A 23,447-nucleotide genomic window follows, 5' to 3' on the forward strand; every position below is an offset into this window, starting at 1 on the left:
TTCAAACGGGGCACACCGAAGCCATCCCGGCCAACTTAAGTAGCTGTCGGCACCCAAAAGGGAAATCCGCGCGCCCAAAGGAAGCGAACAATGACGGAATGCAAGGCCAGCACTGCGATTCTCGCGGGCAACTCGCGTGTTCATCTTGGAAGCGACAAGACTATCCAAGTTGAGGCTCAGATACACGCCTTTGAAGCAGCGATGCGCTTCGCCACGAATTTCAGAAAGAGAACTGGAGGCCTACCAAAGATATCTCTAGCTTTCGATCATCAAGGCATATTTCGAGTGCAGTTTCTCCGCGAAAACCTAACCAACTCGCAAAAACGAAATCCACGACTCGCGCACTTAAGGGACGAAATCGTTAACGTCTATGCCCACGTAGCAGCCAAGTACGATGTGCCGATTGATGCAATTCGCGTTATCCATGAAGACTCCGCGAGGCAACATGCATCACATATTCTTGCAACGCAAGACGTCCCGGAAGCGGTGCGCAATCGCATGGTATCCCGCCAGAGAGGCGGCTCCACCGCGCCAAGCTCTAACCCCGTCGACCATCCGACCGAGAAACTGACCTGCGCGGTAATAACGAAAGAATACTTTGACAAGGCCGCCTCCACTGAAGATGGCGCACAAGCCACGTTAGAGGTTTTCTTTGAGGACAGCCCGTGGTCCAGGGATCTCGCTTATGTGAAAGGGATGCAACTCAGCCACCTTCTTGGCGTTTCGACATCAATACGTTTGAACATCGTTCACGAAGATGGAAAAGTCGTTCAAGGTCAACTTATCGAGGCGAGTAGTGGTCAGCAGGATCGCGGGATAGACATGCCATCTGCGCGCCATCACGGAGGGCACATTTGATGACCACAGCACGCATGGTGTATCTCGACAATAACGCCACTACGGCGATCGACCCCCGCGTCCTTGGGGAAATGATGCCTTTTCTTACCAACAAGTACGGAAACGCATCCAGCACAAGCCACCCTTTCGGCTGGGTCGCCGCCGAAGCAGTAGAAGAAGCCCGACGGACCATTGCTTCATGCATAAACGCCGACAGCGCTGAGAACATAGTTTTTATGTCCGGCGCAACCGAATCAGTTAACACAGCAATTCGTTGCCTCAGACCTACTCGCGGACGCGGCCATATCGTTACGAGCCAGATCGAACACAAGGCTGTTCTTGACAGCTGTAGAGCACTGGAGGCCACCGGCTTCAAGGTGACCTACGTGCCACCGGGGGCAAATGGACTTGTAGCTCCGGAATCTGTCATTGCGGCAATGACGGCGGAAACTGAACTTGTATCGATAATGCTTGCAAATAACGAAGTAGGCAGCATTCAGAACATCGAAGCGATTGGAGCGGCATGTCGCGATAGGAACATCCTATTTCACACCGATGCGACTCAAGCACTTGGAAAGGTACCGTTTGACGTTGAAGCAATGAAGGTCGACCTTGCGTCCTTCTCCGCGCACAAAGTCTACGGCCCCAAGGGCGTAGGCGGCCTATACATAAACCAGTGCCGCGTCAGGGATCGGATAGATGGCCTCATCGTTGGAGGCGGACAAGAGTGGGGCATTCGATCAGGAACACTAAACGTCCCGGGTATTGTTGGCTTTGGATCGGCGGTCAAGCTTGCCTGCGAAGGCATGGCGGAAGAATCTGCTCGGGTCCATGCATTGCGCCTGGCGCTGATAGAAGCCATCGAGTCTGGCATTGACGACATAACCATCAATACTAACTTGCCATTCTCGCTCCCCGGGCTCATCAACATTTCGTTTCACGGAATTGACGCAGACTCTCTTTTACTCGAGATGCCAGACATAGCACTTTCATCTGGCTCCGCATGCACGTCTGCTGAAGCCTCACCATCTCATGTTCTAACCGCCATGGGTCGAAGTGACAGGTCCGCAAGATCCAGCGTGCGGTTTGGCATCGGACGATTCAACACGGCAGAGGAAATTGCGTACGTCAGCCAGGAAGTCATACAGTCCGTCGAGAGACTGAGGTCCATGGCACCAGCCTGATGAGCGACGGAATCAAGCCAGGCATCGATCCGATGAGACATTCTTCCGCTTTGAGCTTGCTCTTTGGGACAACGTTCGTTGCAACCGGATACGGCGCCACCTTCTTGCTTCCTTTGCACTATAAAATGCACGGTGGTGGCGAGACAGATGCCAGTCAGGCGATCTTTGCTGCCTTGATAGGAACCCTGATTGGCGTACCTGTTGTTGGCTGGTGGTCTGGAAGAATCGACGCGCCACGACTGACTGCTCTCGCAGCGATGGCTATAGCGTGTGGATATGCAATCTTCTCCTTCGCGCCATTACATAGCATATTCTCCACCGGCTTCGCAGGCTTCTTGGTTGGGCTGGGCTGGGGAATGTTCTACATTGGCGCACCCATGTCTCTATCGGAGCGGATCGCTGACGCCGATCGCGTAACCTGGTTCACAAGATTTAGCGCGTTCCAGATGGCCGGGATTTGTGGATCACCCGTTCTTCTTGGCGCACTGATGGACAGGCAAGCCACTGATACGCGCGCAGCACTAGCGTGCGTCATTCTTGTAAGCGTCGTAGGTTCCATTCTATTTTTGAAGTTCTCCATTGCGGCCCCCATCCACAGGAACATACCAACAACGCGTGCCTGGGTTCGCAATCTGAGTGCAATCTCTCGTACCGAAGCGATAAAGCCGATACTGATGGTTGGCTTAGGCGGATGCGTCTTCTCCGGAACCATGGCTTTCCAGACAGCACTCACCGCTGGCACTCGGGCGAGTGCCAGTCTGTTTTTCTTGGTATATGCAGCAACAGCTATTACCGCACGCCTGGCACTGGCTGGAAGGCTGGCGCGCTACTCGCCCCTGCATGCAACAACATCGTTGTTGGCCATCATGGCGGTCGGCGTCACCTTTCTGCTTGGAATTCCGTACTCTCCGGCCTTTCATCTACTCGCGGCCATCCTCACTGGCCTAGGCTATGGGCTTGCTTATCCAGCCATTCAAACCTGGGCGGTCAACAGGACGGATCCCAAAGACAGACACTCCGCCCTATGCTGGTTTGTGCTCTCCTACTTTGTTGGAATATTTGGTTTCCCCGTCATAGGTCAGTGGATCTTGATCAAGTTTGGTTCGACGTGTCTCGTTTTGACCATAGCGGCGATTGCCGCCTCTGAACTTGCGATATCAGCATCTGCGATGTCTTCTTCATCCAAAACGAGTCTGCGCAGAGGTATCGCGCCAAATCGATACCAAGACCGCTGAAGCCCAGTGAGACGCATGCAAAGAGTGCCTCATCTCAGCTCGCCACCGCCCAATCCTTTCCCACGCGATCCAACAGCCAATGCTTCAACGCTGCGTCGCTGGCCACCATCGGCTCGGCGCTGGCCGGGCGCGCCAGCATCACCGCGAGTGCGGTTGGTACCTCCAGCGCGTGACCCACCAGCGGCTCCACCACACTATCGAACTTGGCCGGATGCGCCGTCGCCACCATCGTCCACGGCTTTTTTTGCACGTTAGGTAGGGCATCGAACAGGTGCATGGCAGTCGCGGTATGTGGACAGAACAACTCGCCGTGCTCGCGCGCATGACGTAGCAGAGTGGCGCGGATGGTGTCGTCATCCACGCTGCTGGCCTGCAGTTGCGCACGCAGTTCGTGCTCATGCGGAAACGTCCAGCTCAGTCGCTCGAAGTTGCTCGGCGCGCCCACGTCCATCGCATTGGCGAGCGTCGGCACCGCGGCGCGCGGCGCATACGCTGCACCGTCAAAGAATTCCGGCAAGGTGGCGTTGGCATTGCAAGCGAGGCGGATCTCTCCCACCGGCAAACCCATCTCACGTACCCACACGCAAGCGAGCGCATTCCCCAGGTTGCCCGTGGGCACGATGAAGTTGAGCGGTTCGCGATGCTGCCACCACCACGCCAGCGCGGTGTGCGCGTAGTAGCTCATCTGCGGCAACAGGCGACCCAGGCTGATGCTGTTGGCCGAGGACAACGGCGTCACCGCCTGAACCGAGGCATCGTTCAGGGCGGCCTTCACCATGCGCTGGCAATCGTCGAAGCTGCCCGCCACGCGCAAGGCCTGCACGTTGTCGCCGAAGCAACCCAGCTGATGCGCCTGGCGCGGCGATACGCGACCATCCGGATAAAGAATGACAACGCGCACGCCAGGTTGGCGATGGAACGCAGCCGCCACCGCCGCGCCCGTATCGCCGGATGTGGCCACCAGGATGGTGAGCGGTGCCTGGGTGGGCTGGCGCAGGCGACGGAAGCACGCGGCCAGAAAGCGCGCACCGACATCCTTGAAGGCGGCACTGGGGCCGTGGAACAACTCCAGCACCTGCGCATGCGGGTGGTGCGGTAGAGCGCGCAGCGGCACCGGGAAATCCAGCGCTTCGCGACAGATGGCGGGCAACGCGGCAGCCAGCTCGCTGCCCCGAAAGAAGGGGTCGAGTAACGCGATAGCGGTATCGGCCAGCGCACCGTGTGGGTCGAAAGCGGAAGTGTCCAACCGCGGCAATGCCTCGGGTACGTAGAGGCCGCCATCCGGTGCGAGACCGGCAGCGATGACCTCATCGATGCGCGCGGTGTGCTGCGCGCTGCGCGTGCTGCGGTAGTGCAAGGGCTCGCTCATGCAGCGTCCTCGTCGACCAGCTCGGCGGCCGGCCCATTGATGGGTGATACCAGCGCGTCGCTGGCGATGCCTTGCTCGGCGAAGGCGGCCACCATGGCCGCCGCCGCGCGCTCGGCATCGGCACGACGCTCGTACCATCCGAACACGCTGGGACCACCGCCGGAGATGCTCGCGCCCAGCGCGGCATGATCCAGGGCAGCCTGCTTCACACGGGCAAAGCCTGGGACCAGCGGCGCGCGGCGAGGTTCCACCAGCACGTCCTTGAGGCCTTCGCGCACCAGCGACGCGTCGCCGCGCTGGCAACCGACTAGCACCAAAGCAAGGTTGCCGTGCTGAGCTACCACCTCGGACAAGGCGAAGCCCTCCGTCAGCACGGCGCGCGAACGGCGCGTTTCCAACACCACATGCGGATGCACGAGGGCGCAGTGCCAGGCGTCTGGCACGCTAAGCCGCACCAAGCGCTCACGCGTGGCGAGCACCAGACCGCCCAGCAGCATTGGGCCGAGGTTGTCGCCATGGCGACTGCCGCTGGCCACCGCTTCGCCATCAAGTGCAAACCCATACAGCGCTTCGCGCGGCAACGGACGCTCGAGCAAGGCGTTGGCGGCAACCAGCGCTGCCACGCAAGAGGCTGCCGAGCCGCCCATGCCGGAGCCGAGTGCAATGCCCTTGTGCAGCTCCACCTCGAACCCGTGGCGCAGACCCAGTGCGCGGCGCAACGAGAGCAAGGCGGCACCAGCGGTATTGCTGGCGGCATCCAATGGCAACGCATGCGAACTGCCGTGAATGGCCGCGATGCGCACAGTGGGCTCGTCGATGCGCCGGACGATGGCGCGATCGCCCGCGCCCGCGACGCTGTGGCCGAGGATGTCGAAGCCCACCGCCACGTTGCCGATGCTGGCATAGGCTTTGGCGTGGGCGCTGAGTGCGTGTTTCGATGACGTCATGACGGGAGCCCATTGCGCACTCATGCCCGCACCTCCAGGGATTCGGCGATGCGCAGCAGATCGGCGAACACGCCCGCTGCCGTCACTTCCGGACCGGCGCCGGGGCCTTGTACCAGCATCGGATTATCGCGGTAACGCTGCGTGGTGAACTGCACGATATTGTCGGTGAGGCGCGTGTGCGCGAAGGGATGCGATACCGGAAGCATAGCCAGGCGCACGCTGGCATGGCCCTTGGCATCCAGGCTGGCCACATGGCGAAGCACGCAACCTTGAGTCTGCGCACGCGCCACATGCTGGGCCATGGGGTCATCCAGCAGATGCAATTGGGCCATGGCCTGTTCGGCATCCAGCGCCGCCAGCGCGGGCGGCACCAGGCTCTCCACTTCCACGTCGTCCAATGACAACGACCAGCCCGCCTCGCGCGCGAGAATCACCAGCTTGCGTGCCACATCCAGCCCCGAGAGGTCGTCGCGCGGATCGGGCTCGGTATAACCGAGCGCATGCGCCTCGCGCACCAGCGCGGAGAACGGACGACTGCCATCGTGGCGATGGCACAACCAAGCCAGCGTGCCGGAGAACATGCCATCCACCGCCAGCAGCTCGTCGCCCGTATCGAGTAGGTCGCGCAGCGTCTGCACGACCGGCAAACCCGCGCACACGGTGGCCTCGTAACGGAATCGCGCACCGTCACCGCACGCAGCGCGAATGGCCGACAGACGAGACAGCGGGCCGCTGCCGGCCAGTTTGTTGGGCGTGACAACATGCACGCCAGCCGCCAGCCATTCGGGATAGCGCGACGCCACTGCTTCGTTGGCGGTGCAGTCAATGAGCAATGCATGGCGTCCGTCGTTACCGCGCACATGGGCGACGAACTCGTCAAGGTTGCCCGGGCGCCAGGTTTGCGCGCTGCCGTGGCGACCATTGAGTTCGGGGTCATCGGCGTCCAGCCACATGCGACGGCTGGCTGCCACGCCGCACAGCTTGAGCTGCAATCCGGCACGCGCCAGACGCGGCTGCGCCACCCGCAACTGCTCAAGCAACGCGCTGCCGACGCGGCCAGGGCCGATGACGCCCACGGCGAGCACGCGCGTGCGTGCGGTGACTCTCGGCAGCGCCACGGCATGGGGTGGCAGCGAGGGCTGTTCAAGCAAGGGAGATGCAGCAATGTTCACGGTAGCCTCCATTCGGGGCCCGTGCTCGCTGGCGGGTTTCGGGGTGTGCTCCGGCCCGCCTCATCGAGGGCGGGGCCGTTTGCGTAGGGGAAACTTACTCGCGCACGGACACCCACCCCGACCCGGTGGTAATAGTGGTCGTGGTGGTGGTAGTGGCGATGATCGTGACGCCGGCGCGCGGCAGCATGTGCCCGGTGGAAACCGGGTTGAACCACATGCGTGCTGGCAGGAATGACGGCGACATGGTTCCGACCTTAGGGCGATTGCTGCATTGCAGTCAACAGGTACAGATGAAACTTTGGACGTCCAGCCGTCCTGGCCTGCTCAGCCTAAGCACGGCGCGGCAACCCCCGGGCCACCGCGCCGCGTTGGATCAGTGCGACAGGTCGATGGCGTAGGTCGCCGTGCCGTCGCCGTGATCCTTGAGCTGGCGAATGCCATGCAGACCGGCTTCCTTAGCGATTTCGGCCTTGCCCGCCGCGCCCTTGAACACCACCTCGCCGCGCGTCTTCAACGGGGCGAAGCGCCACGAGGTGCGGGGCAGCTCCTTGGCGGTGAGGGTCTGCTTTTTCTGCAGCCACTTGGCGAGGATCTCGCGGGCGCCATCCGGCGCGGCCAGCACAATGTTCTTGCCATCCAGACCCGGAAAGTTACCGCCGCCGCTGGCGCGGTAGTTGTTGGTGGCCACGATGAATCGCTGCTTCGACGTCACCGGCTTGCCACGGTAGCTGAGCTTGAGGATGCGCTCGCCCACCGGCTTGGACACGTCGATCTCGTAGCTCAGGTCACCCTGCAACTGGTCGAAGTTGAAGCCCGGGTAGTGGTCGTTGATGAGCGCCTGTTCGCCCTCCTTGCCTGGCTCGATGCGGTTGAAGCGCTCGGCCGAGGTCTCCAGCCATGCCTTGAGGCCGGCGCCGTCCACCTGCACCGCGGCGAGGGTGTTGGGATAGAAGTACAGGTCGGCCGCGCTGCGCAGGGTGAGCGGGCCGGGGGCCACATCGGTGTAGTCGTCAGGGCCGCCAAAGCCTGTACGGAACGCCGCCGCCGCCGAGAGCACTGGCAGGTCGGTCAGGTCTGGGCGGGTCTTGGCCAGCTCGGCTTTCACGTAGTCGCGCATGGCCGCGTTAATCGGCGCTAGCGCTGTCATATTGCCCTCATCGGCGAAGTAGCTGCTCAGATGCACCAGGGTGTCGCCGATGGGGGTATTCACGTAGGCCACCGCCGCCTTGTGTGCCTGCGCCACCAGCGGGGCGATGGCAGGGTCGGCCGGCACGCATTCGTTCTTCTTGGGGCAAATCGGGCGTACTTCGCTGTGGGTCTGGCTGGCATCGATCACCCAGCGGCCATCCTTGCGGGCCAGTGCCAGGTCGATCACGCCCAGGTCCTTGCCAAAGAAGCCCCCCATGATGGCTGGCTTGCCGCGCACGAAACCGCGCTCGGCGTCGACTTCGGGCAGGCCCTTGTAGTGCGGGCCGGGGAACTCGGTGTGCGAGTGACCCATCAACAGCACGTCGATGCCGGGCACGCCGGCCAGGTGCCAGCCGCCGTTTTCCTGGTCCGGGGTATAGGGCTCGGTATTGAGGCCGCCGTGCAACACGGCCACCACGAGGTCGGGATGCTCGGCCTCAAGCGCGGGCAGGTATTTCTTGGCGGCCTCCACCACCCCGGTGACGGTGACCTTGCCGGCCAGGTTCTGCTTGTCCCAATCCAGAATCGGCGGCGGAGTGAAGCCGATAATGCCGACCTTGAGCGGCACCTCGCGGGTGGCGCCGTCGGGCGTGGTCACGCGGATGGTCTTCTGCACCACCGTCCAGGGCTGGAAGATCGGTGCGCCGTCGCGGGCGCTGAACACGTTGGCCAGCACGAGCGGGAAGTGCGGCCCCGCGCAACGGTCGCTGCGGCCGCCGTCCACGTTCATGGGCGTGCCGGTGACCTGGGAGAGGAAGCCCAGGCCGTAGTTGAACTCATGATTGCCGGCGGTGCCGCCGTCGTAGCCCATGGCGTCCATGGCGCGATAAATTCCCAGCTCCTCGCCGCAACCGATCGGCTTCACCTGTGCCTGGTAGTCGGCCAGCACGCTGCCCTGGATGGTGTCGCCGCTGTCGAACAGGAAGCTGTTGCGGAACTGCCCGCGCGCCTGGCGGATCAGCGTGGCGGTGCGCTCGTAACCGACCGAAGTGTCCTCGCGCTGCTTGTAGTAGTCGTAGCTGAGCACGTTGGCGTGCACGTCGGTGGTCTCCAGGATGGCGACCTGGGCGCGCGTGCCGTCGGGCAGCGCGACCGGGCGGGAAGCCTGGTGGGCGCACCCGGCGAGCAAGGCCGTGGCGACGAGGGCGAGGGGGCGCAGGCGAAACAGCATGGCGAGCAATCCGCGTTAGCTAGGTGGGGGTTGGGAACGCTAACAGACCGACCGGTCTCAGGCCCAGCGAAACCGCTGCTGAACCGCTTGGGGCCGCCGTTTGTCCGTTGCCGGCCATTGTGCCTGTGACGATGACAAGACCGTAGAATTGCGCTCCGATGACACCGAGGCCGAACAGGGGGCCTTTCCTTACCATGCCGCGACAACCGCTTTCATTCTTGCGGAAGAGTGGTCCATGGCTGTGCGCGGCAGGGTTCTTCCTGTTCTGCGTCAGCATGACCGCCTTGCGAGAGCCCGAACTGCTGCAACAAGCGTTCGTCATCGCGCTGATGGTGTGCGCCTTTGGCGTACTGCTGTTTGCCTTTGCGCGCCCGGCCACCGCCCTGGTGGTGACTGGCGGGCTGTTCCTGGGCCTGAACTTTCTCTCCGTACTCAAGCTGCGCTACCTGGATTCGCCGCTGATGCCGGCGGACTTCGTCTATTACGCGCGCAGCAGCCTGGTCGAGACCCTCGGCCATTACCCCCACCTGTGGACGCTGTGCCTACTGATCGGCGTGATCACGCCACTGGTGCTGTGGGCAGTGTGGCGCTGGGATCGGCGCATGCTGGCCCATGTGAGTCGGCGTCGCGCCTGGATGCTGCGCAGCGGCGGCGTGGCGTTGTGGGCCGTGGCATTCTGGGTGTGCCTGCTGCCGGATGGTCCGTTTGCGGAAGTGCACGCCAAGAACGTGTGGGAAAAGCTCTCCGACGACGCGCAGATCACCAACTTCTTCGTCAATTTCAGCGACTCGGACATCCGCCTGCCCTCCATGAGCGACGGCGCGGTGGCCGAACAGGAATGGGGCGCCACCGCCGCGGGCGAACCGGCCGCCACGCCTCGTTCGCCTGAGAGCTATCCCGACATCGTGCAGGTGCTTGAGGAAAGCACCTTCAACCCGGCCAACTTCGACCGCTGCAACGTGCCCGAGTGCCGCGTGGGCATGTTCAAGCCGGACGCGCGCACCCGTGCCACCGGCCCGATGCGCGTGCACACGTTCGGCGGCGGCACTTGGGTGAGCGAGTTCGCCACGCTCACCGGCATGCCGCAGGACATCTTCGGCCCCGGCGGCATGTACGCGCCCTACGTGCTCGCGCCGCACGTGCAGGACAGCCTGCCGCGCCAACTGCAGCGACTGGGTTACCTCACGGTGGCGATCTATCCCACCAACGGCAGCTTCCTCAACGGCCGCAATGCGTACACGGCCTACGGCTTCGACCAGTTCTACGATGCCGGCCAACTCGGCCTGGAGGAGTGGGAGGAAACCGACAAGCAGATGTTCGATGCGGCCAAGCGTGTGTACGACAAGGTGAAGAAGCCGGGCCAGCCGGTTTTCATCATGATCCTCACCCTGGCCCAGCACGGCCCGCACGACACCGACCCGCAGTCGTCGCTGCCGGCGCCGTTCAACAAGGGCGTGCTGAAGGGGCTCGACGCGCACCAGGCGCAGAACTTCAACACTTACCTGTCGAACCTGCGCAACTCCGACCTGGCCATGCGCGGCCTGGAACACGATTTCCTCGATCGTGAGCAGCCCACGGTGATCGTGCACTTCGGCGACCACCAGCCGTCGTTCAGCGGCCTGATCCGCCAGATGCCACGCACCTGGCCGGAAGCTTTGTCGCCATACAAGGACTACCTGACCTATTACATGATCAAGAGCAACTTTAAGGGTGCGCCGCTACCGCGCTACCCGATGCTCGACATCGCGTTGCTACCGAGCATGGTGCTGCAGGCGGCCGACCTGCCGACCGACCCGTATTTCTCAGCGGCCATCGCGCTGCGCACGCGCTGCAATGGCCTGTACATGGATTGCGCGCAGCCGGAGCTTCTCAAGTCGTACCACGCGTGGATCTTCGATCGCCTGCACGTGTATCAGTAAGCCAGCTCAGCGAGTATTCCATCGGCGCGGACGCTTGCGTTCGCGCCGATGTCGTTTCCGGGCTACGGCATTCGTGACGCGGGATCAGTCGTCCAGCACGGCACCGTTGGTTTCGATCACCTGGGCGTAGAACTTGGCCGTGGCCTTGGGGGTGCGCTTTTGCGTGGCGAAATCCACGTGATACAGGCCGAAACGCTTGCCGAAGCCCAACGACCATTCGAGGTTGTCCAGCAACGACCAGGCGTAATAGCCCTTGAGGTTCACGCCAGCGTCGATGGCGCGATGCATCGCTTTGAGGTGCTTGCGCAGGTAGTTCGTGCGCAGCGGATCGTCCAGCACCGCGCTTTCGGCCACCGGCGGATCGTAGAAAGCCGACCCGTTCTCGGTGACGAACAGGGGAATGTCGCCGTAGCGCTGCTTGAACCAGGTGAGCGTATCGGTGAAGCCCTGCTCAAACACTTCCCAACCGGTTTCGGTGTAGGTCTTGTTGGCCTGGCGCACCGGCGAAGCCTTGAGCGGATACTGCTGCGGGTCGTGCTTTACCACCGCGCGGGTGTAGTAGTTGAGGCCGACAAAATCGACCTTCTGCTGCGTAAGCTTGAAATCCTCGGCGGGGAAATCCGGCCAGGCCGCGCCGAAGATCTCTTTGAGTTCCGGCGGGTAGCTGCCCAGCAATGCGGGGTCGGCGAACTGCTCGTTCATGTACGCATGCGCGCGACGCGTGGCGGCCAGGTCTTCCGGGCTGTCGCTGGCCGGGTACTTCGGCTCGATGTTGAACACCACGCCGATCTCATGCTTGCCCAGCGCGCGATACGCCTGAATACCCGCGCCGCTGGCGCGCATCAGGTTGTGCGCAGCGATGGGAGCTTCGTACTTGCTGCGATGCCCCGGCGCCAACGCGCCGTGCAGGTAGCCGCCGTCGGTCACCACCCAGGGTTCGTTGAGGGTGGACCAGCGCTTCACGCGATCGTCCAGCGCCTTGAACATCACGCCGGCGTATTCGGCGAACCAATGGGCGATGTCACGGTTGAGCCAGCCGCCGCGATCGTCCAGCGCCGCCGGCAAATCCCAGTGGAACAGGGTGATGTTGGGCTCGATGCCGTTTTCCAGCAGCTCGTCGACCAGGCGCGAATAGAAGTCCAAACCCTTGGGGTTGATGCGACCGGTGCCTTCCGGCAGCACGCGCGCCCAGTTGATGCTGAAGCGGTAGCCCGCCAAGCCCAACGCGCGCATCAGCTGCACGTCGTCCTTGTAGCGGTTGTAGTGATCGCAGGCGATGTCGCCGGTGTCGCCATTGGCCATCATGCCGGGCGTGTGCGCGAATCGCTCCCAGATGCTCGGGCCCGCACCGTCGGCCAGCGGAGAGCCTTCGATCTGATAGGCCGAGGTGGCGGCACCCCAATGGAAGTCCGCCGGAAAGCGATAGCTGTGGGTCATCTGGGAGGGTCCCCTTATGCCGCAGTGCGGCTTGATGTAAACGATTACATGACGAGAATAGCCGAGCGGCCCCCGAATGTGCAGCGGGTACGCTCACATTCGGAGGGGGCAACGCATTCGGCGTCGCCCGTGAAAGGAGTGGCAAGCGTCGATGGCAACTGTGAATCTGGATCGGGTACGCAAGGTCTATCCCAACGGACACGTGGGGGTGGATGAGGCCAGCTTCGACATCGCCGATGGTGAGTTGCTGGTACTGGTTGGCCCATCCGGCTGCGGTAAAACCACCCTGCTGCGCATGATCGCGGGGCTGGAGACGATCTCCGACGGCACGCTGCGCATCGACGGGCGCGTGGTGAACGAGGTGTCGCCCAAGGATCGCGACATCGCCATGGTGTTCCAGAACTACGCGCTCTACCCGCACATGACGGTGGCGCAGAATCTGGCGTTCGGCCTGCGCCTGCGCGGCAAGCCCAAGGGCGAGATCGACGCACGCGTGCGCCAGGCCGCGCAACTGCTGGAGCTGGAGCATCGCCTGGATGCCCTGCCCGCCGCGCTGTCTGGCGGCCAGCGCCAGCGCGTGGCGTTGGGTCGCGCACTGGTGCGCGAGCCCAAGGTGTTCCTGCTCGACGAGCCGCTGTCCAACCTGGATGCCAAGCTGCGCCTGTCCATGCGCGTGGAAATCGCCCGCCTGCATCGCCAGCTTGGCGCCACCATGATCTACGTCACGCACGACCAGGTGGAGGCGATGACGCTGGGCCAGCGCATCGTGGTGCTCGATGGCGGCAAGATCCAGCAGATCGATACGCCGATGAAGCTTTACGAGCAGCCGGCCAACCTGTTCGTGGCAGGCTTTCTGGGCTCGCCGGCGATGAACCTGTGGCGCGGCCGCCTGCATCGCATGGACGGCTGGCAGCTGCGTACGGCGCAGGGCGACGTGCCCTTGGGCGTGTCCGACGAACAGGCCGCCCCGTTGCAGGCGTGGCTGGAGCGCGAGCTGATCCTGGGCGTTCGCCCGGAGGATCTGCGCCCCTGCGAGCCGAGCGCAGCTGCGCTCACCGCCGTGCTCGACGTGGTGGAGCCCATCGGCAACGAGATGTTCCTCAACCTGCATCACGGCGCCCAGGCCCTGGTGGCGCGCGTGCCGCCAGGGGCATTGCCGACACCGGGCAGCGCCCTGCCCTTTGCGTTGACGCCGGGGCGCCTGCACTTCTTCGACGCCGAAACCGGCGCTCGCATCGGCTGACCCCGCTCAGCCTTTCACGCTGCCCAGCAACAGGCCTTCGATGTAGTAGCGCTGCATCGCGAGGAACAAGGCCAGCACTGGAATCACCGTAACCACCGAGCCAGCCATCATCAGCTCGCTGTCCTGCGCGTGCTCGCGCGAAAGCGAGGCGAGACCGATGGGCAGCGTGTAATGCTCCTGCCCAGTCAGGGCAATCAGCGGCCACATGAAGTCGTTCCATGCGGTGAGAAACGTGAAGATCGCCAGCGTGACCATGATGGGCTTGAGTAACGGCAACACAATCTGACCAAAGATGCGCGCCTCGCTCGCGCCATCGATGCGAGCGGCCTCCAGCAGCTCATCCGGAATGCTGCGCGCGTACTGGCGCACCAAAAAGATGCCGAAGGCTGTCGCCATGGCGGGCATGATCACTGCCGCGTAGCTGTTCACCAGCCCCAGGTACTTGAGCAGCAGGAACAGCGGCAGCATCGCCACCTGCGCCGGTATCACCAGCAGGCCAAGCAAGGTACGGAACAAGCGTTCGCGCCCGGCAAAACGTAACTTGGCAAAGGCGTAGCCCGCTGCAAGATTGCAAGCCAGCGAAAGCACCGTGATGGCGCCGGCGATGAAAAGACTATTGAGGAAGTAGCGCCCCATGCCCGCGCGCACGAACAGCGCTTCGTAATTGCTCAGCGTGGGATTGCTCGGCCACAGCGGCGGTGGCAAAGCGCTGGCCGCCCCTGGCTGCATGAAGGACACCGACAGCATCCACAGCAAAGGAAACAGCGCCACCACCGTAGCGCCGATGAGCAAGCCGTTGATCACCGCCTTGGCCGCACGCTGGCTCACAACGCCCCCTTACGGCGACCCAGCCGCAGCATCAGTGCCGTCACACCGAACATGATCACGAACAACAGGAACGCCACCGCCGACGCGGTGCCGAAGTTCCACCACTGGAAGCCCTCGTTGTACATCAGGTAAAGCACGCTGGTGGTGCTCTCCAGCGGGCCGCCCCAGGTCATCACGTAGGGTTCGGCAAAGAGCTGGAAGTAGCCCGATACGGTAAGGATGGCCACCATCAGCAGGGTCGGCTGCAACATCGGCAGGGTGATATGGCGGAACTGCTGCGGCACCGAGGCGCCGTCAATGCGCGCGGCCTCGTAAAGGTCCGCAGGAATCGCCTGCAGGCCGGCCAGGAAGATGATCATGTTGTAACCAAAGTTCTTCCACACGGCGAATAGGATGATGCTTGGCATCGCCCAGTGCGGGTCGCCCAACCAATCCACCGGATGGATACCCAGCGAGCCGAGCACGTAATTAGCAAAGCCGTATTTGGTGTTGAGGATGTAACGCCACACCACAGCCACGGCCACCACGGTGGTGACCACCGGCGCGAACAACGCGGTACGAAAAAACGACTTGGCACGCGCCAAGGGTGAATTCAGCAGCAAGGCGGCGCCCAGCGACGCCCCCATGGAAAGCGGCACACCCACCGCTACGAAGTACACCGTGTGCCCAAGCGCCGCCCAGAAGCGCGACTGATGCAGCAACTCCCAGTAGTTGCCCAACGCCACGAAGCGCAAATGGCGGATATCCGCCAGCGCGTATAGGTCGTAATCAGTCAGGCTGAGCAGCAGCGCCGCCAGCACCGGCACCACGAAGAACACACCCAGCACCACCAGGGCCGGCGCAAGGAACCACCAAGCAGCGCGACGCGGACTCATGGCGCACCAGCCTGCGCGCGGTGGTCATGATCAAGCACCCAGCGACGCTTCTCCAGAATGCGATCGGCACGGCGATCGATCTCCGCCGCCGCTTGATCCACCGTGAGGCGACCCGCCACCGCTTCGGCGGCCACCAATTGCATTTCGTTGACGATGCGCTCCCACTCCGGCACTGCCGGGGTGGGCTTGACGTGTTCGAGCTGCTCGCGAAAGGCCCGCACCTGCGGATCGCTGCGCAAGCGCTCACCCTCCCAGGCGCTGCGTCGTGCTGGCATATCGCCCAGCAGGTCGTAGAAGCGCTGCTGCACGTCGGGCCGGGATAGATACTCGATCAACGCCCAGGCCGCGTCTTTGTTGGCGGAGTGGCGGAAGATCACCAGGCTTGAACCACCCGCCGCGCCCACTCCCGGACCCACCGGCCCTGGCAACGGCGCGGTGGACCAATCACCTTGCTGCGAGGCCGGCAAACGCCGACGGAACTCGCCGATGTTCCAGGGCCCAGAAAAATAGAAGGCGTAGACGCCACGGCCGAACTCATCCCAAGGGTTGCCCGCCTCCATCGCGGTGATGGCGGGTGCTTGGCGTGAACGGAAGATATCCACGTAAAAGGCCAACGCGCGCTTGAAACCCTCGCTTTCGAAGTTGCCGTAGCGATCGCCATCGCGCAGCAACGGATCGGGCTGCTGCAAGGCCAGTGACATGAGCTGCTCGAACTCATTGGTCGGCAGCAGGATGCCGTAGACACCGCGCTCGGGGTGACTGAGCGCCGCCAGCGCGCGGCGCCATTCGTGCCAATCGCGCGGCGGCGAGGCAAAGCCCGCGGCCTTGAGCAGATCGCTGCGATAGAACAACAGGCGCGTATCCACGTACCAAGGCACGCCATAAAGCACGCCATCAATGCGGTTGGTGGCCCAGATGGCGGCGAAGTAATCGTCCGGCTGGACGACGGGCGAAGCGTCCACACGTGCCTGCAACGGCTCCAACGCCCCCAGCGCGGCGAACTCCGGCAGCCAGGTGTTGCCGAGCTGGGTCAGGTCGGGTGTGGAATCTCCAGCAAAGGCGGTTAGCAGCTTTTGGTGCGCCGCGCTCAGTGGCAACTGCTGGGTGGTAACGCGAATATCTGGATGCTCTCGCTCGAAGTCGGGCAGCAGCTTCTGCACCGCCTCACCTTCGCGACCAATGGTCCAGAACACCAACGTGCGCGGCTCGTGCGCTGCCGGTGTGCACGCTGCCAGCCATGCCAGCCCCAGCGCGGCAAGCAGGCCGCGCCGGATTCGCTCGCCAAGGCTGCGCGTGGACTGGTGCATGGCTTACTTGCCGGGCGCCTCGTCCAGCCAGCCGCCCGTGAAGCCGGCGCGCTTGAGGCCCTTGCGCACATACGGGTTCTTGCGCATGACCTGCCATACGAAATCGCTGCGCCAGTTTTCGATCATGACCACGATGGGACCCTGGTCGATGCCGATGTGCTTGTCGTCGGCCCAGCCCATGCCGGGTACCGCGCGTCCTTCCTTGGGCGTCATGTCGGTGCCGTAGCTCGGGTTGAACGCGTCGACGAATCCGTAGCGATTGTAGATGTCCTTGCCGTAGCGTGCCTTCATCTCCATCAGCGCGGGCACCACGATCTCCGGTGCGAAGGCGATCGAGCCGCCGGCGGCGGTAGGCGCGATGGTGCCATCGTCGGAAATGTAATCGATGCCTGCACCGCGCGCGGTGTAGCCATAGAAGGCGCGCGTGCTGCCGTCGTCGCGCTTCACCACTGCGTCGCCAGGACCGTTGCAGGCCGTGAGTCCCCACACGTTCTCCCCGTAGCCATTCCAATGATTGGGGTTGGCGATGGCGTAGGCGCGCTGCGCGTAAGTCGCTTCGCGACTGTTCTTGAAGTAGTCGGTATGGTGCTCGCGCGCCCAGGTGTCCTGGATGCCGCGGAAATCGATCCAGACATGGCTGTATTGGTGACCGAACATCGGCGCGAAGTTCAGGAACGTGCGTCCCTGGAACTCACCCCAATGCTCGGGATAGGTCTTGGTCCAGGCCGGCCACGCGTTGTCGCCCACCGGGTGCGTGGGCGAGCCCAGCGCCAGCACGTAGACCAGCATGCCTTCGTTGTAACCCTTCCAGTCGGACGGGATGAACTTGCCGCCAGGGGTCCAGCCCATGCTGATCAGCGGCGAGTGTGCCTGCATCCACGGCCAGTCCACGCGGCGATAGATGGCGTCGGCCAGGTCGCGGATCTGCTTTTCCTTGGGCGTATCGCGATCGAAATAGGATTGCGAGAACAGCACGCCACCCAGCAGCAGCGTGGTGTCCACGCTGGATAGCTCCACCCATCGCGCAAAGCGCTTGCCGGTCTTCATGTCCAGGAAGTGGTAGTAGAAACCGTGGAAGCCGGTAGCGTTGTCTTCGCTGCCGTCCTGCTGGGCTTCGTTGAAAAAGCGCAGCGCGACGAGCGTGCGATCCACTGCCTGCTCACGCGTGATGTAACCGCGCTCCACGCCCACACCGTAGGCAGTCAGCGCAAAACCAGACGAGGCGATGCTAGCGAACGAAGGACCCGGGTAATGGTCAGGCACCAGGCCCGTTTGCGGATCGGCGCTGTCCCAGAACCACTGGAAGGTGCGCTTTTGCAGATCATCGACCATCGCTTTCTGCGCCGCCGGCAACTCGGCGTACTGCGCAGGCTGCGCCGGTTCCGCCTGGCTACCGCCGGCCCAGGCCAACATGGCACTGGCGGCCAAGGGGAGAAGACGGGAACGCAGGAACGGACGCATGGCAATCACTCTCTTTGAAAAGGTGGCGGCGGATGCCATGGGGCACCCGCCGCCGGGGGCAGACCGGCCCCCAAGGGGAGGGGGAAGGCCGGCTGCGCGAACGGTGACACTTAGAACTTCAGACCCACTTCGAACTTGAACGTACGCGGCACAAACGTGATGTTGCCGGTCGGGTTGTAGCTCACCGACGTGGAGCCCGGTGCAAACGTGGTCAGGTAGTCAGAGTAGTTGTGCCAGTTGAACACGTTCAGCACGTCGAAACGACCGTACAGCGTCAGGCCATTGCCCAAGTCGAAGTCCTTCGTGGCCTGCAGGTCGATATCGCGGTAGCCCCAGATCTTGCCGCCGAGCAGGAAGCGCGAAGCACTGGGAATGGCTGCCACCGCCTGGCAACTGCTGCCGTTGGCCAGCGTCACGCCCGAGTAGCAGGCGATACCGTTGTACGGCAGCGGCGTGGCCAGGGTGAGCTTGGCCGAAATCACCGTGCCCCACGGGCCGTCCATGTTGCCCGTGGCCACGAAGCGGTGCTTGGAGGCCGCATTCGAGGTGATGAACGGGTAATCCTGGACGGTGGCGTAATCGAACGAGTAGTGCTCGTTGATGTCACGGTTCTGCTTGGCGTTGGTGTAGGTGTAGGCAAACGTGGCACCCCAACCCGAAGCCTTGTCATACGGCTTCTCGGCCGACAACAGGAGCTGCGTGGTGCGCGTGGCAATGCCGTTGTTGCCGATGATCAGCGCGCCGAAGCCCGGGATGCCATTACCCCACGGCTGGCTGTTGTTCTTGAAGAACGAGCCATCCGGATAGCGGTTGCCCAGCGTGAACGCAAAGCCGTCATAGCTGAGGATGCGCGTGACGGTGGCGTCCGTGTGCCATTGGCCGATCTGGTTGGACATGCCCAGGCTGTACTGGTCGGAGTACGGCGCCTTGAGGTTGTTGTTGAGCATGTCCACCTCGGTGCCAGCGTTGGACGCCGCGCCGATCAGCGCCTGCAAGTTCGGCAGGCCATTAAGCAACGCCGGGTTCCAGTCGTAGCACGGCGTGCTGTTGCGATGGCACAGGCCGGTGGCCGGGTCCTTGAAGTAGATCGTGTACTGCGGCAGCGCCGACTTGGTGGTTTCCAGCTGCAGGTAGTCGTACAGGTCACGATCGTAGGCGCGGCCGTAGCCACCGTGGATCACATGCTCCTCGTCACCATTGAGGTCGTAGGAAAAGCCCAGGCGCGGCTGCCACTCGCCTTTATAGGCGGAGCGGTTGTGACCGTTGCTGATGTAGTCGTTGATGTTCACGCCGCCCTTGGCCAGGGTTTGCGCGTAGGTTTGGCCGGCCGGCGCATTCGGGTCCTGGCTATTGAACGCGGCAATGACGTTGGCGGGCGTCACGAAGTCCACGTAGGACGGCGTGCGCTCGTAGTCCCAACGCACGCCAAGATTCACCGTGAGCTTATCGTTCACCGCCCAGTCGTCCTGGATGAAGGTGCCCAGCTGTCGGCTCTTGGTGGTAACCGTCGGCGTGAGGCCCAGGCCAAGCACCGGCTTGGTGAAGAACGCCTTGTACGGCGTGCTCGCCGTGCCATCCGGCGTCACGTTGTAATAGAACTGCGGGTTGATGTCGGCCGCGTCTGCTGCGTTGAGCGTGACGTCCTTGAGCTTCACGCCCATTTTGACCACGTGGTCGCCGTTCCACTGCAGATCGTTGAGCGTCAGGCTTTCCTGCAACGCCGGACCGCGCTGGCCCTTGTTCTGCGTGGCCAGCGGGTTGGCACCGCCCGCCATCACGATGATCGGATCATCGGTGGGGCGCTGCCAGGTGTAGACGTAGCCATTGCCCTGGGTGACCGCGGTGGGCGCGTTCTTGGCGTCTTCGTAGGTGAACAGCAACTCGTTGAAGTACGCCTCGCCGCTATGCTGCCAACGCAGCGAATAGCGCTTGTCGTCGTTCTTGATGTTGTACGCCGCCTGCGGGCCGCTCTGCTGCCCGCTGCCCATGCCATCGAGCTGGGTTTCGTTGCGCACCTGCGCGCTCATCTCGAAACGGTCGCGGTCGGTGGGCTCCCAGTCGACCTTGGCGAAGTACAGGTCTTCCTGGAACGGTAGGTTGGAAGGACCCAACTGGCTGGCCGCGGAAGCCGGCAGGTACGGCACGCCCGGCGCACCGTCGGAGCTGGGCGCCACGGTCACCGGCGTGTCGAAGCGCTTGGCTTCGTACGCCATGAAAAAGTGCATCTGGTTCTGGATGATCGGGCCGCCAACAGCGAAGCCGTACTCCTTCTCGTTCGACGCCGTCTTCTTGCCGGCCGCTTCTTCCGCCGGCGTCTTCTCGCGGAACGAGTCGTCGGTGTAGCGGTAATAGGCTTCGCCGTGGAATTCGTTGGTGCCCGACTTGGTCTGCGCGGTCACCGCGGCGCTGGAGAGCTGGTCGTACTCCGCCTTGTAGTTGGAGGTGATCACCTTGTACTCGCCGATCGCCAACTGCGGGAACGGGTTGCCCTGGCTGCTGCCCTGGCCGCTCACACCGCCTTCCTTGACGTAGCTCTTCTGACCCACGCCGTCGATGTAAACGTTTACAGAGCTATTATTCATAGCACCGCCACGCAAGGAAGTGTGGCCGGCCGAATCGACCGAGAACACCATGCCCGGCACGGTATCGGCGAACTCCAGGAAGTTGCGCGACACCTGCGGAATGGTGTCGATCTGGCGCAGCGAAATGGTGGAGCCCACTTCCGGCGTTTTCACTTCCTGCAGCGTGGTGGCCGACACCGTCACTCCACCGAGGCTCTTCGCTTCAGCCGCATTGGCGGCGGGCGCCGGCTGGCTCAAGTCGAGCGTCGCGGTGGAAGCCACAGTCAGCGTGACGTTGCGCTCGGTGCCCGCGCCCGCGTCCACCTGATAGGTGCCCGGCGGCAGGCCGACCAGTGCGTAGCCGCCCTGGGCGTCGGTTTTGGTGCGACGCACAGCGCCGGTGGCGATGTTCTTGGCGGTGACCTCGGTGTTGGCCGGGCCCTTGCCGCGCAGCGTCGCGTTCGCGGTCTGCGCCCACGCAATGGTGGGAGCGGCAACCGTGGCGATCACCGAGCCGGTGATCAAGCTGACGAGCAGTTTCTTCTTGAGATGCAGCAACTTCATGGCTCCCCTCCAAAGCGATGTAACGATCGATTGGCGTTAAGGTTGGTAAGGATTTTTTGCTGAAGCGTTGTCGCGGCTGGCGCCGCAGGTTTCCCGGATCACGACCGCGCAACCGAGCGTGTCCGAGGTAGGCGACTGGGCTTGGCCGTCCAATAGCGCGGCCAGTCGTTCGAGCGCACTGCGCCCCAGCTCGGCGATGTGCACGCTGACCGTGCTCAACGGCGGGTTGAGGTAACGCGCGATGGGGATATCGTCGAAACCGGCGAGCGCGATGTCCTGTGGCACGCGCAGCCCAGCTTCCTTGAAGGCGTAGAGACAGCCCACAGCCATCATGTCGTTGGCGGCGAACACCGCGCGGGGGCGCGTGGGCTGCGCCAGGATGGCGCGGCCCGCGTCGTAGCCCGACTGCTCGGTGAAGTTGCCCGCCACGATGTTGAGCGGCGTCTTGGGCGCGAACGCAGCCATTGCCTCGCGATAGCCCAGCTCACGCTGTTGCGAGTCGTAGTTGGTATCCGGGCCGGATATGAAAGCGACATCGGCATGGCCGGCCGCGCTCAGCAGGTGGTGCGTCATGGCATACGCGCCGCCCTTGTTGTCGATGTTCAGCACGCTCCAGCCGGTGGCGTCGAGCGGGCTGTTCATCAGCACGGTGGGCAGGTCGTCCGGCAAATTGGCATGCAGAAAGTCGGCGTTCACCCAGGGCGACAGGATCAGCATGCCATCCACGCGGCCCTGCATGGCGCGCATGGCGGTGGCGGCGTCTTCCACGCCGTCGTGCGAGCTGGATACCAGCAATTGCAGTCCGCGCGAGCGCGCGGCCAGGTCGATGCCGCGGATCAATTCGGAGAAGAACTCGCCGTACAGGTCGGGTAACAGCGCGCCGATGGTATGCGTGCGGCGGGTGATCAAGCTGCGCGCGGCGTTGTCCGGGATATAGCGCAGATGCTTCGCGGCAACACGGATACGCTCCAGCGTTTCGGCGGTGACGCCACCTTGGCCGTTGAGCGCGCGCGATACGGAGGCCACGGACACCTTGGCCTCGCGCGCAACATCTTTGATGGTCGCTTTCCTGGTCGTCACGGTGGCTGCGTCGCAAAACATGACCAAAGGGTCACGGCGGCGCCAACGTAAACGTTTTCATGAAACCTTGTAAAGAACCTGACAAAAGCACTTTCGCTGCACCGCAATATTTTCTTGCGCAGCAGGCGCACACGAGCCTGGACTCAAGGCTTTAACACAGCGCCTCAGGTACTTGCGCGCCCCGGTATGCACTGCAACAAAAGTCATGCACCGATAACGGATGAGCGATGTCCCTACAGAGACCATTGACCCATGGCTACGCTACGAAACGCGAGGCAGGCGGTGCGCGAACATCCAAGGCCATAGCGCTGGCGAGGCGTAGGCAGGCACCCAGGAACCATGATTCACCCCGGGGAACAGCGTAAAGCGCACCTCGCTAGAGGTCTTCTGCAAGGCCGCATACATGGCGCGCGAATCCTCCGGCGGCACCACGTCATCGGCGGCGCCATGGAATATCCACACCGGCATCGGCGCCACCTTGGTCGCCACCCAGGCGAAAGGATCGTCCCCCGCAGGCACGCCATGCACGGCCAGCTCAGGCATGTCGCTGAGTGCGCGCACGCCGCCGCAGATCACCGCCGCCGCCGCAAACAACTGCGGATGATCGGCGGCAAATTGCCAGGCGCCGTACCCACCCATGGAAAGGCCGGTGAGATAGAGGCGGCCACGGTCACCGTGAAAGGCTTGAACGCTGGCTTCCAGCGCGGCAAGGGCGGCGCGTTCCTGCGGGCCATCCCAGACCGTGTCGTCAGGCGCTTGTGGCGCGACCACCACCGCCGGGAAATCCTGGCCATGCTCTTTGAGCCACGGCGGCAACCCCTGTTTGAGCTGAGCCTGGTTGTCGTGCCCGCGCTCGCCGCTGCCATGCAGGAACAGCACCACCGGCCATTCCCTTTCCGGCGACCAGTCGCGCGGTACGAATACCTGGTAGGGATACACGTGACCGTCCACCGTGACCGAACGCGCCTCGAAATGCGCCCCGCCTGCGTGCGCGGACATCGCCATGCCGAGCAACCCAGCCGCCAACCAGCCCTTCATGTGCTTCATGCTCACCACCCTCTCCAGCGGA

The 23,447-nt window shown here is 63.2% G+C and carries 18 protein-coding genes; 5 read left to right on the forward strand and 13 right to left on the reverse strand.

Going from position 1 to position 23,447, the window contains the following annotated elements; translation table 11 throughout:
• Positions 1 to 90 precede the first annotated feature (90 nt).
• Genes AC3G2C_RS14855 through AC3G2C_RS14865 form a run of 3 tightly spaced genes read left to right on the forward strand, consistent with a single transcriptional unit; the run spans position 91 to position 3,256 of the window.
• Entirely contained in the window at positions 91 to 858 is a 768-nt protein-coding gene (locus AC3G2C_RS14855; protein ID WP_488385400.1) for a hypothetical protein, read from the forward strand.
• Complete coding sequence (locus AC3G2C_RS14860) at positions 858 to 2,021, forward strand: cysteine desulfurase family protein (protein WP_488385401.1); 1,164 nt, start codon at positions 858 to 860, stop codon at positions 2,019 to 2,021. The genes AC3G2C_RS14855 and AC3G2C_RS14860 overlap by 1 nt, the downstream gene beginning before the upstream one ends.
• Positions 2,021 to 3,256, forward strand: coding sequence for an MFS transporter (locus tag AC3G2C_RS14865; RefSeq protein ID WP_488385402.1), 1,236 nt, complete (start codon positions 2,021 to 2,023; stop codon positions 3,254 to 3,256). The genes AC3G2C_RS14860 and AC3G2C_RS14865 overlap by 1 nt, the downstream gene beginning before the upstream one ends.
• A 34-nt stretch (positions 3,257 to 3,290) precedes the next feature.
• Here AC3G2C_RS14865 and thrC read toward each other — a convergent pair whose 3' ends face one another.
• From thrC to AC3G2C_RS14890, 5 genes are all read right to left on the reverse strand, one after another.
• Positions 3,291 to 4,625, reverse strand: coding sequence for a threonine synthase (gene thrC / locus AC3G2C_RS14870; RefSeq protein WP_488385403.1), 1,335 nt, complete (start codon positions 4,623 to 4,625; stop codon positions 3,291 to 3,293).
• Positions 4,622 to 5,572, reverse strand: a complete 951-nt coding sequence (locus AC3G2C_RS14875; RefSeq protein WP_488385404.1) for a homoserine kinase — start codon at positions 5,570 to 5,572, stop codon at positions 4,622 to 4,624. Before AC3G2C_RS14875 ends, thrC begins: the two co-directional genes overlap by 4 nt.
• A gap of 20 nt (positions 5,573 to 5,592) precedes the next feature.
• The gene (locus AC3G2C_RS14880) at positions 5,593 to 6,744 is read right to left on the reverse strand and encodes a homoserine dehydrogenase family protein (RefSeq protein ID WP_488385405.1); all 1,152 of its coding nucleotides are present in this window, start codon (positions 6,742 to 6,744) and stop codon (positions 5,593 to 5,595) included.
• A 94-nt stretch (positions 6,745 to 6,838) separates the two neighbouring features.
• On the reverse strand, positions 6,839 to 6,988 hold the full coding sequence (locus AC3G2C_RS14885) for a hypothetical protein (protein WP_488385406.1): 150 nt from the start codon (positions 6,986 to 6,988) through the stop codon (positions 6,839 to 6,841).
• A 129-nt stretch (positions 6,989 to 7,117) separates the two neighbouring features.
• The gene (locus AC3G2C_RS14890; protein ID WP_488385407.1) at positions 7,118 to 9,103 is read right to left on the reverse strand and encodes a bifunctional 2',3'-cyclic-nucleotide 2'-phosphodiesterase/3'-nucleotidase; all 1,986 of its coding nucleotides are present in this window, start codon (positions 9,101 to 9,103) and stop codon (positions 7,118 to 7,120) included.
• 275 nt (positions 9,104 to 9,378) lie between these two features.
• Between AC3G2C_RS14890 and AC3G2C_RS14895 the strand changes: the two genes are divergently transcribed.
• Positions 9,379 to 11,022 (forward strand): LTA synthase family protein, encoded by a 1,644-nt coding sequence (locus AC3G2C_RS14895; protein ID WP_488385408.1) that lies wholly within the window; start codon positions 9,379 to 9,381, stop codon positions 11,020 to 11,022.
• Positions 11,023 to 11,106: 84 nt separating this feature from the next.
• On the opposite strand, the gene AC3G2C_RS14900 is transcribed toward AC3G2C_RS14895, so the two are convergent.
• Positions 11,107 to 12,459, reverse strand: coding sequence for a GH1 family beta-glucosidase (locus tag AC3G2C_RS14900; protein ID WP_488385409.1), 1,353 nt, complete (start codon positions 12,457 to 12,459; stop codon positions 11,107 to 11,109).
• A gap of 151 nt (positions 12,460 to 12,610) precedes the next feature.
• On the opposite strand from AC3G2C_RS14900, the gene AC3G2C_RS14905 reads away from it, so the two are divergent.
• Positions 12,611 to 13,702: an ABC transporter ATP-binding protein gene (locus AC3G2C_RS14905; RefSeq protein WP_488385410.1), complete on the forward strand. Its 1,092-nt coding sequence runs from the start codon at positions 12,611 to 12,613 to the stop codon at positions 13,700 to 13,702.
• Positions 13,703 to 13,708: 6 nt separating this feature from the next.
• On the opposite strand, the gene AC3G2C_RS14910 is transcribed toward AC3G2C_RS14905, so the two are convergent.
• The 7 genes from AC3G2C_RS14910 to AC3G2C_RS14940 form a co-directional block, all read right to left on the reverse strand.
• The gene (locus AC3G2C_RS14910) at positions 13,709 to 14,530 is read right to left on the reverse strand and encodes a carbohydrate ABC transporter permease (protein WP_488385411.1); all 822 of its coding nucleotides are present in this window, start codon (positions 14,528 to 14,530) and stop codon (positions 13,709 to 13,711) included.
• Complete coding sequence (locus tag AC3G2C_RS14915; protein WP_488385412.1) at positions 14,527 to 15,405, reverse strand: carbohydrate ABC transporter permease; 879 nt, start codon at positions 15,403 to 15,405, stop codon at positions 14,527 to 14,529. The genes AC3G2C_RS14910 and AC3G2C_RS14915 overlap by 4 nt, the downstream gene beginning before the upstream one ends.
• Complete coding sequence (locus AC3G2C_RS14920; RefSeq protein WP_488385413.1) at positions 15,402 to 16,712, reverse strand: sugar ABC transporter substrate-binding protein; 1,311 nt, start codon at positions 16,710 to 16,712, stop codon at positions 15,402 to 15,404. Before AC3G2C_RS14920 ends, AC3G2C_RS14915 begins: the two co-directional genes overlap by 4 nt.
• 3 nt (positions 16,713 to 16,715) lie before the next feature.
• Positions 16,716 to 18,173, reverse strand: coding sequence for a glucoamylase family protein (locus AC3G2C_RS14925; RefSeq protein WP_488385414.1), 1,458 nt, complete (start codon positions 18,171 to 18,173; stop codon positions 16,716 to 16,718).
• Positions 18,174 to 18,283: 110 nt separating this feature from the next.
• A complete protein-coding gene (locus AC3G2C_RS14930) occupies positions 18,284 to 21,298 on the reverse strand; it encodes a TonB-dependent receptor (protein WP_488385415.1) in 3,015 nt (1,004 codons plus the stop codon).
• 36 nt (positions 21,299 to 21,334) lie between these two features.
• Positions 21,335 to 22,378 carry a LacI family DNA-binding transcriptional regulator gene (locus tag AC3G2C_RS14935; RefSeq protein ID WP_488385416.1) on the reverse strand — a complete coding sequence of 348 codons (1,044 nt, stop codon included), beginning with the start codon at positions 22,376 to 22,378 and terminating at the stop codon, positions 21,335 to 21,337.
• 261 nt (positions 22,379 to 22,639) lie between these two features.
• Positions 22,640 to 23,425 carry a carboxylesterase family protein gene (locus AC3G2C_RS14940; protein WP_488385479.1) on the reverse strand — a complete coding sequence of 262 codons (786 nt, stop codon included), beginning with the start codon at positions 23,423 to 23,425 and terminating at the stop codon, positions 22,640 to 22,642.
• Positions 23,426 to 23,447 lie beyond the last annotated feature (22 nt).

It is taken from the genome of Frateuria sp. sgz306004 (assembly GCF_057750885.1).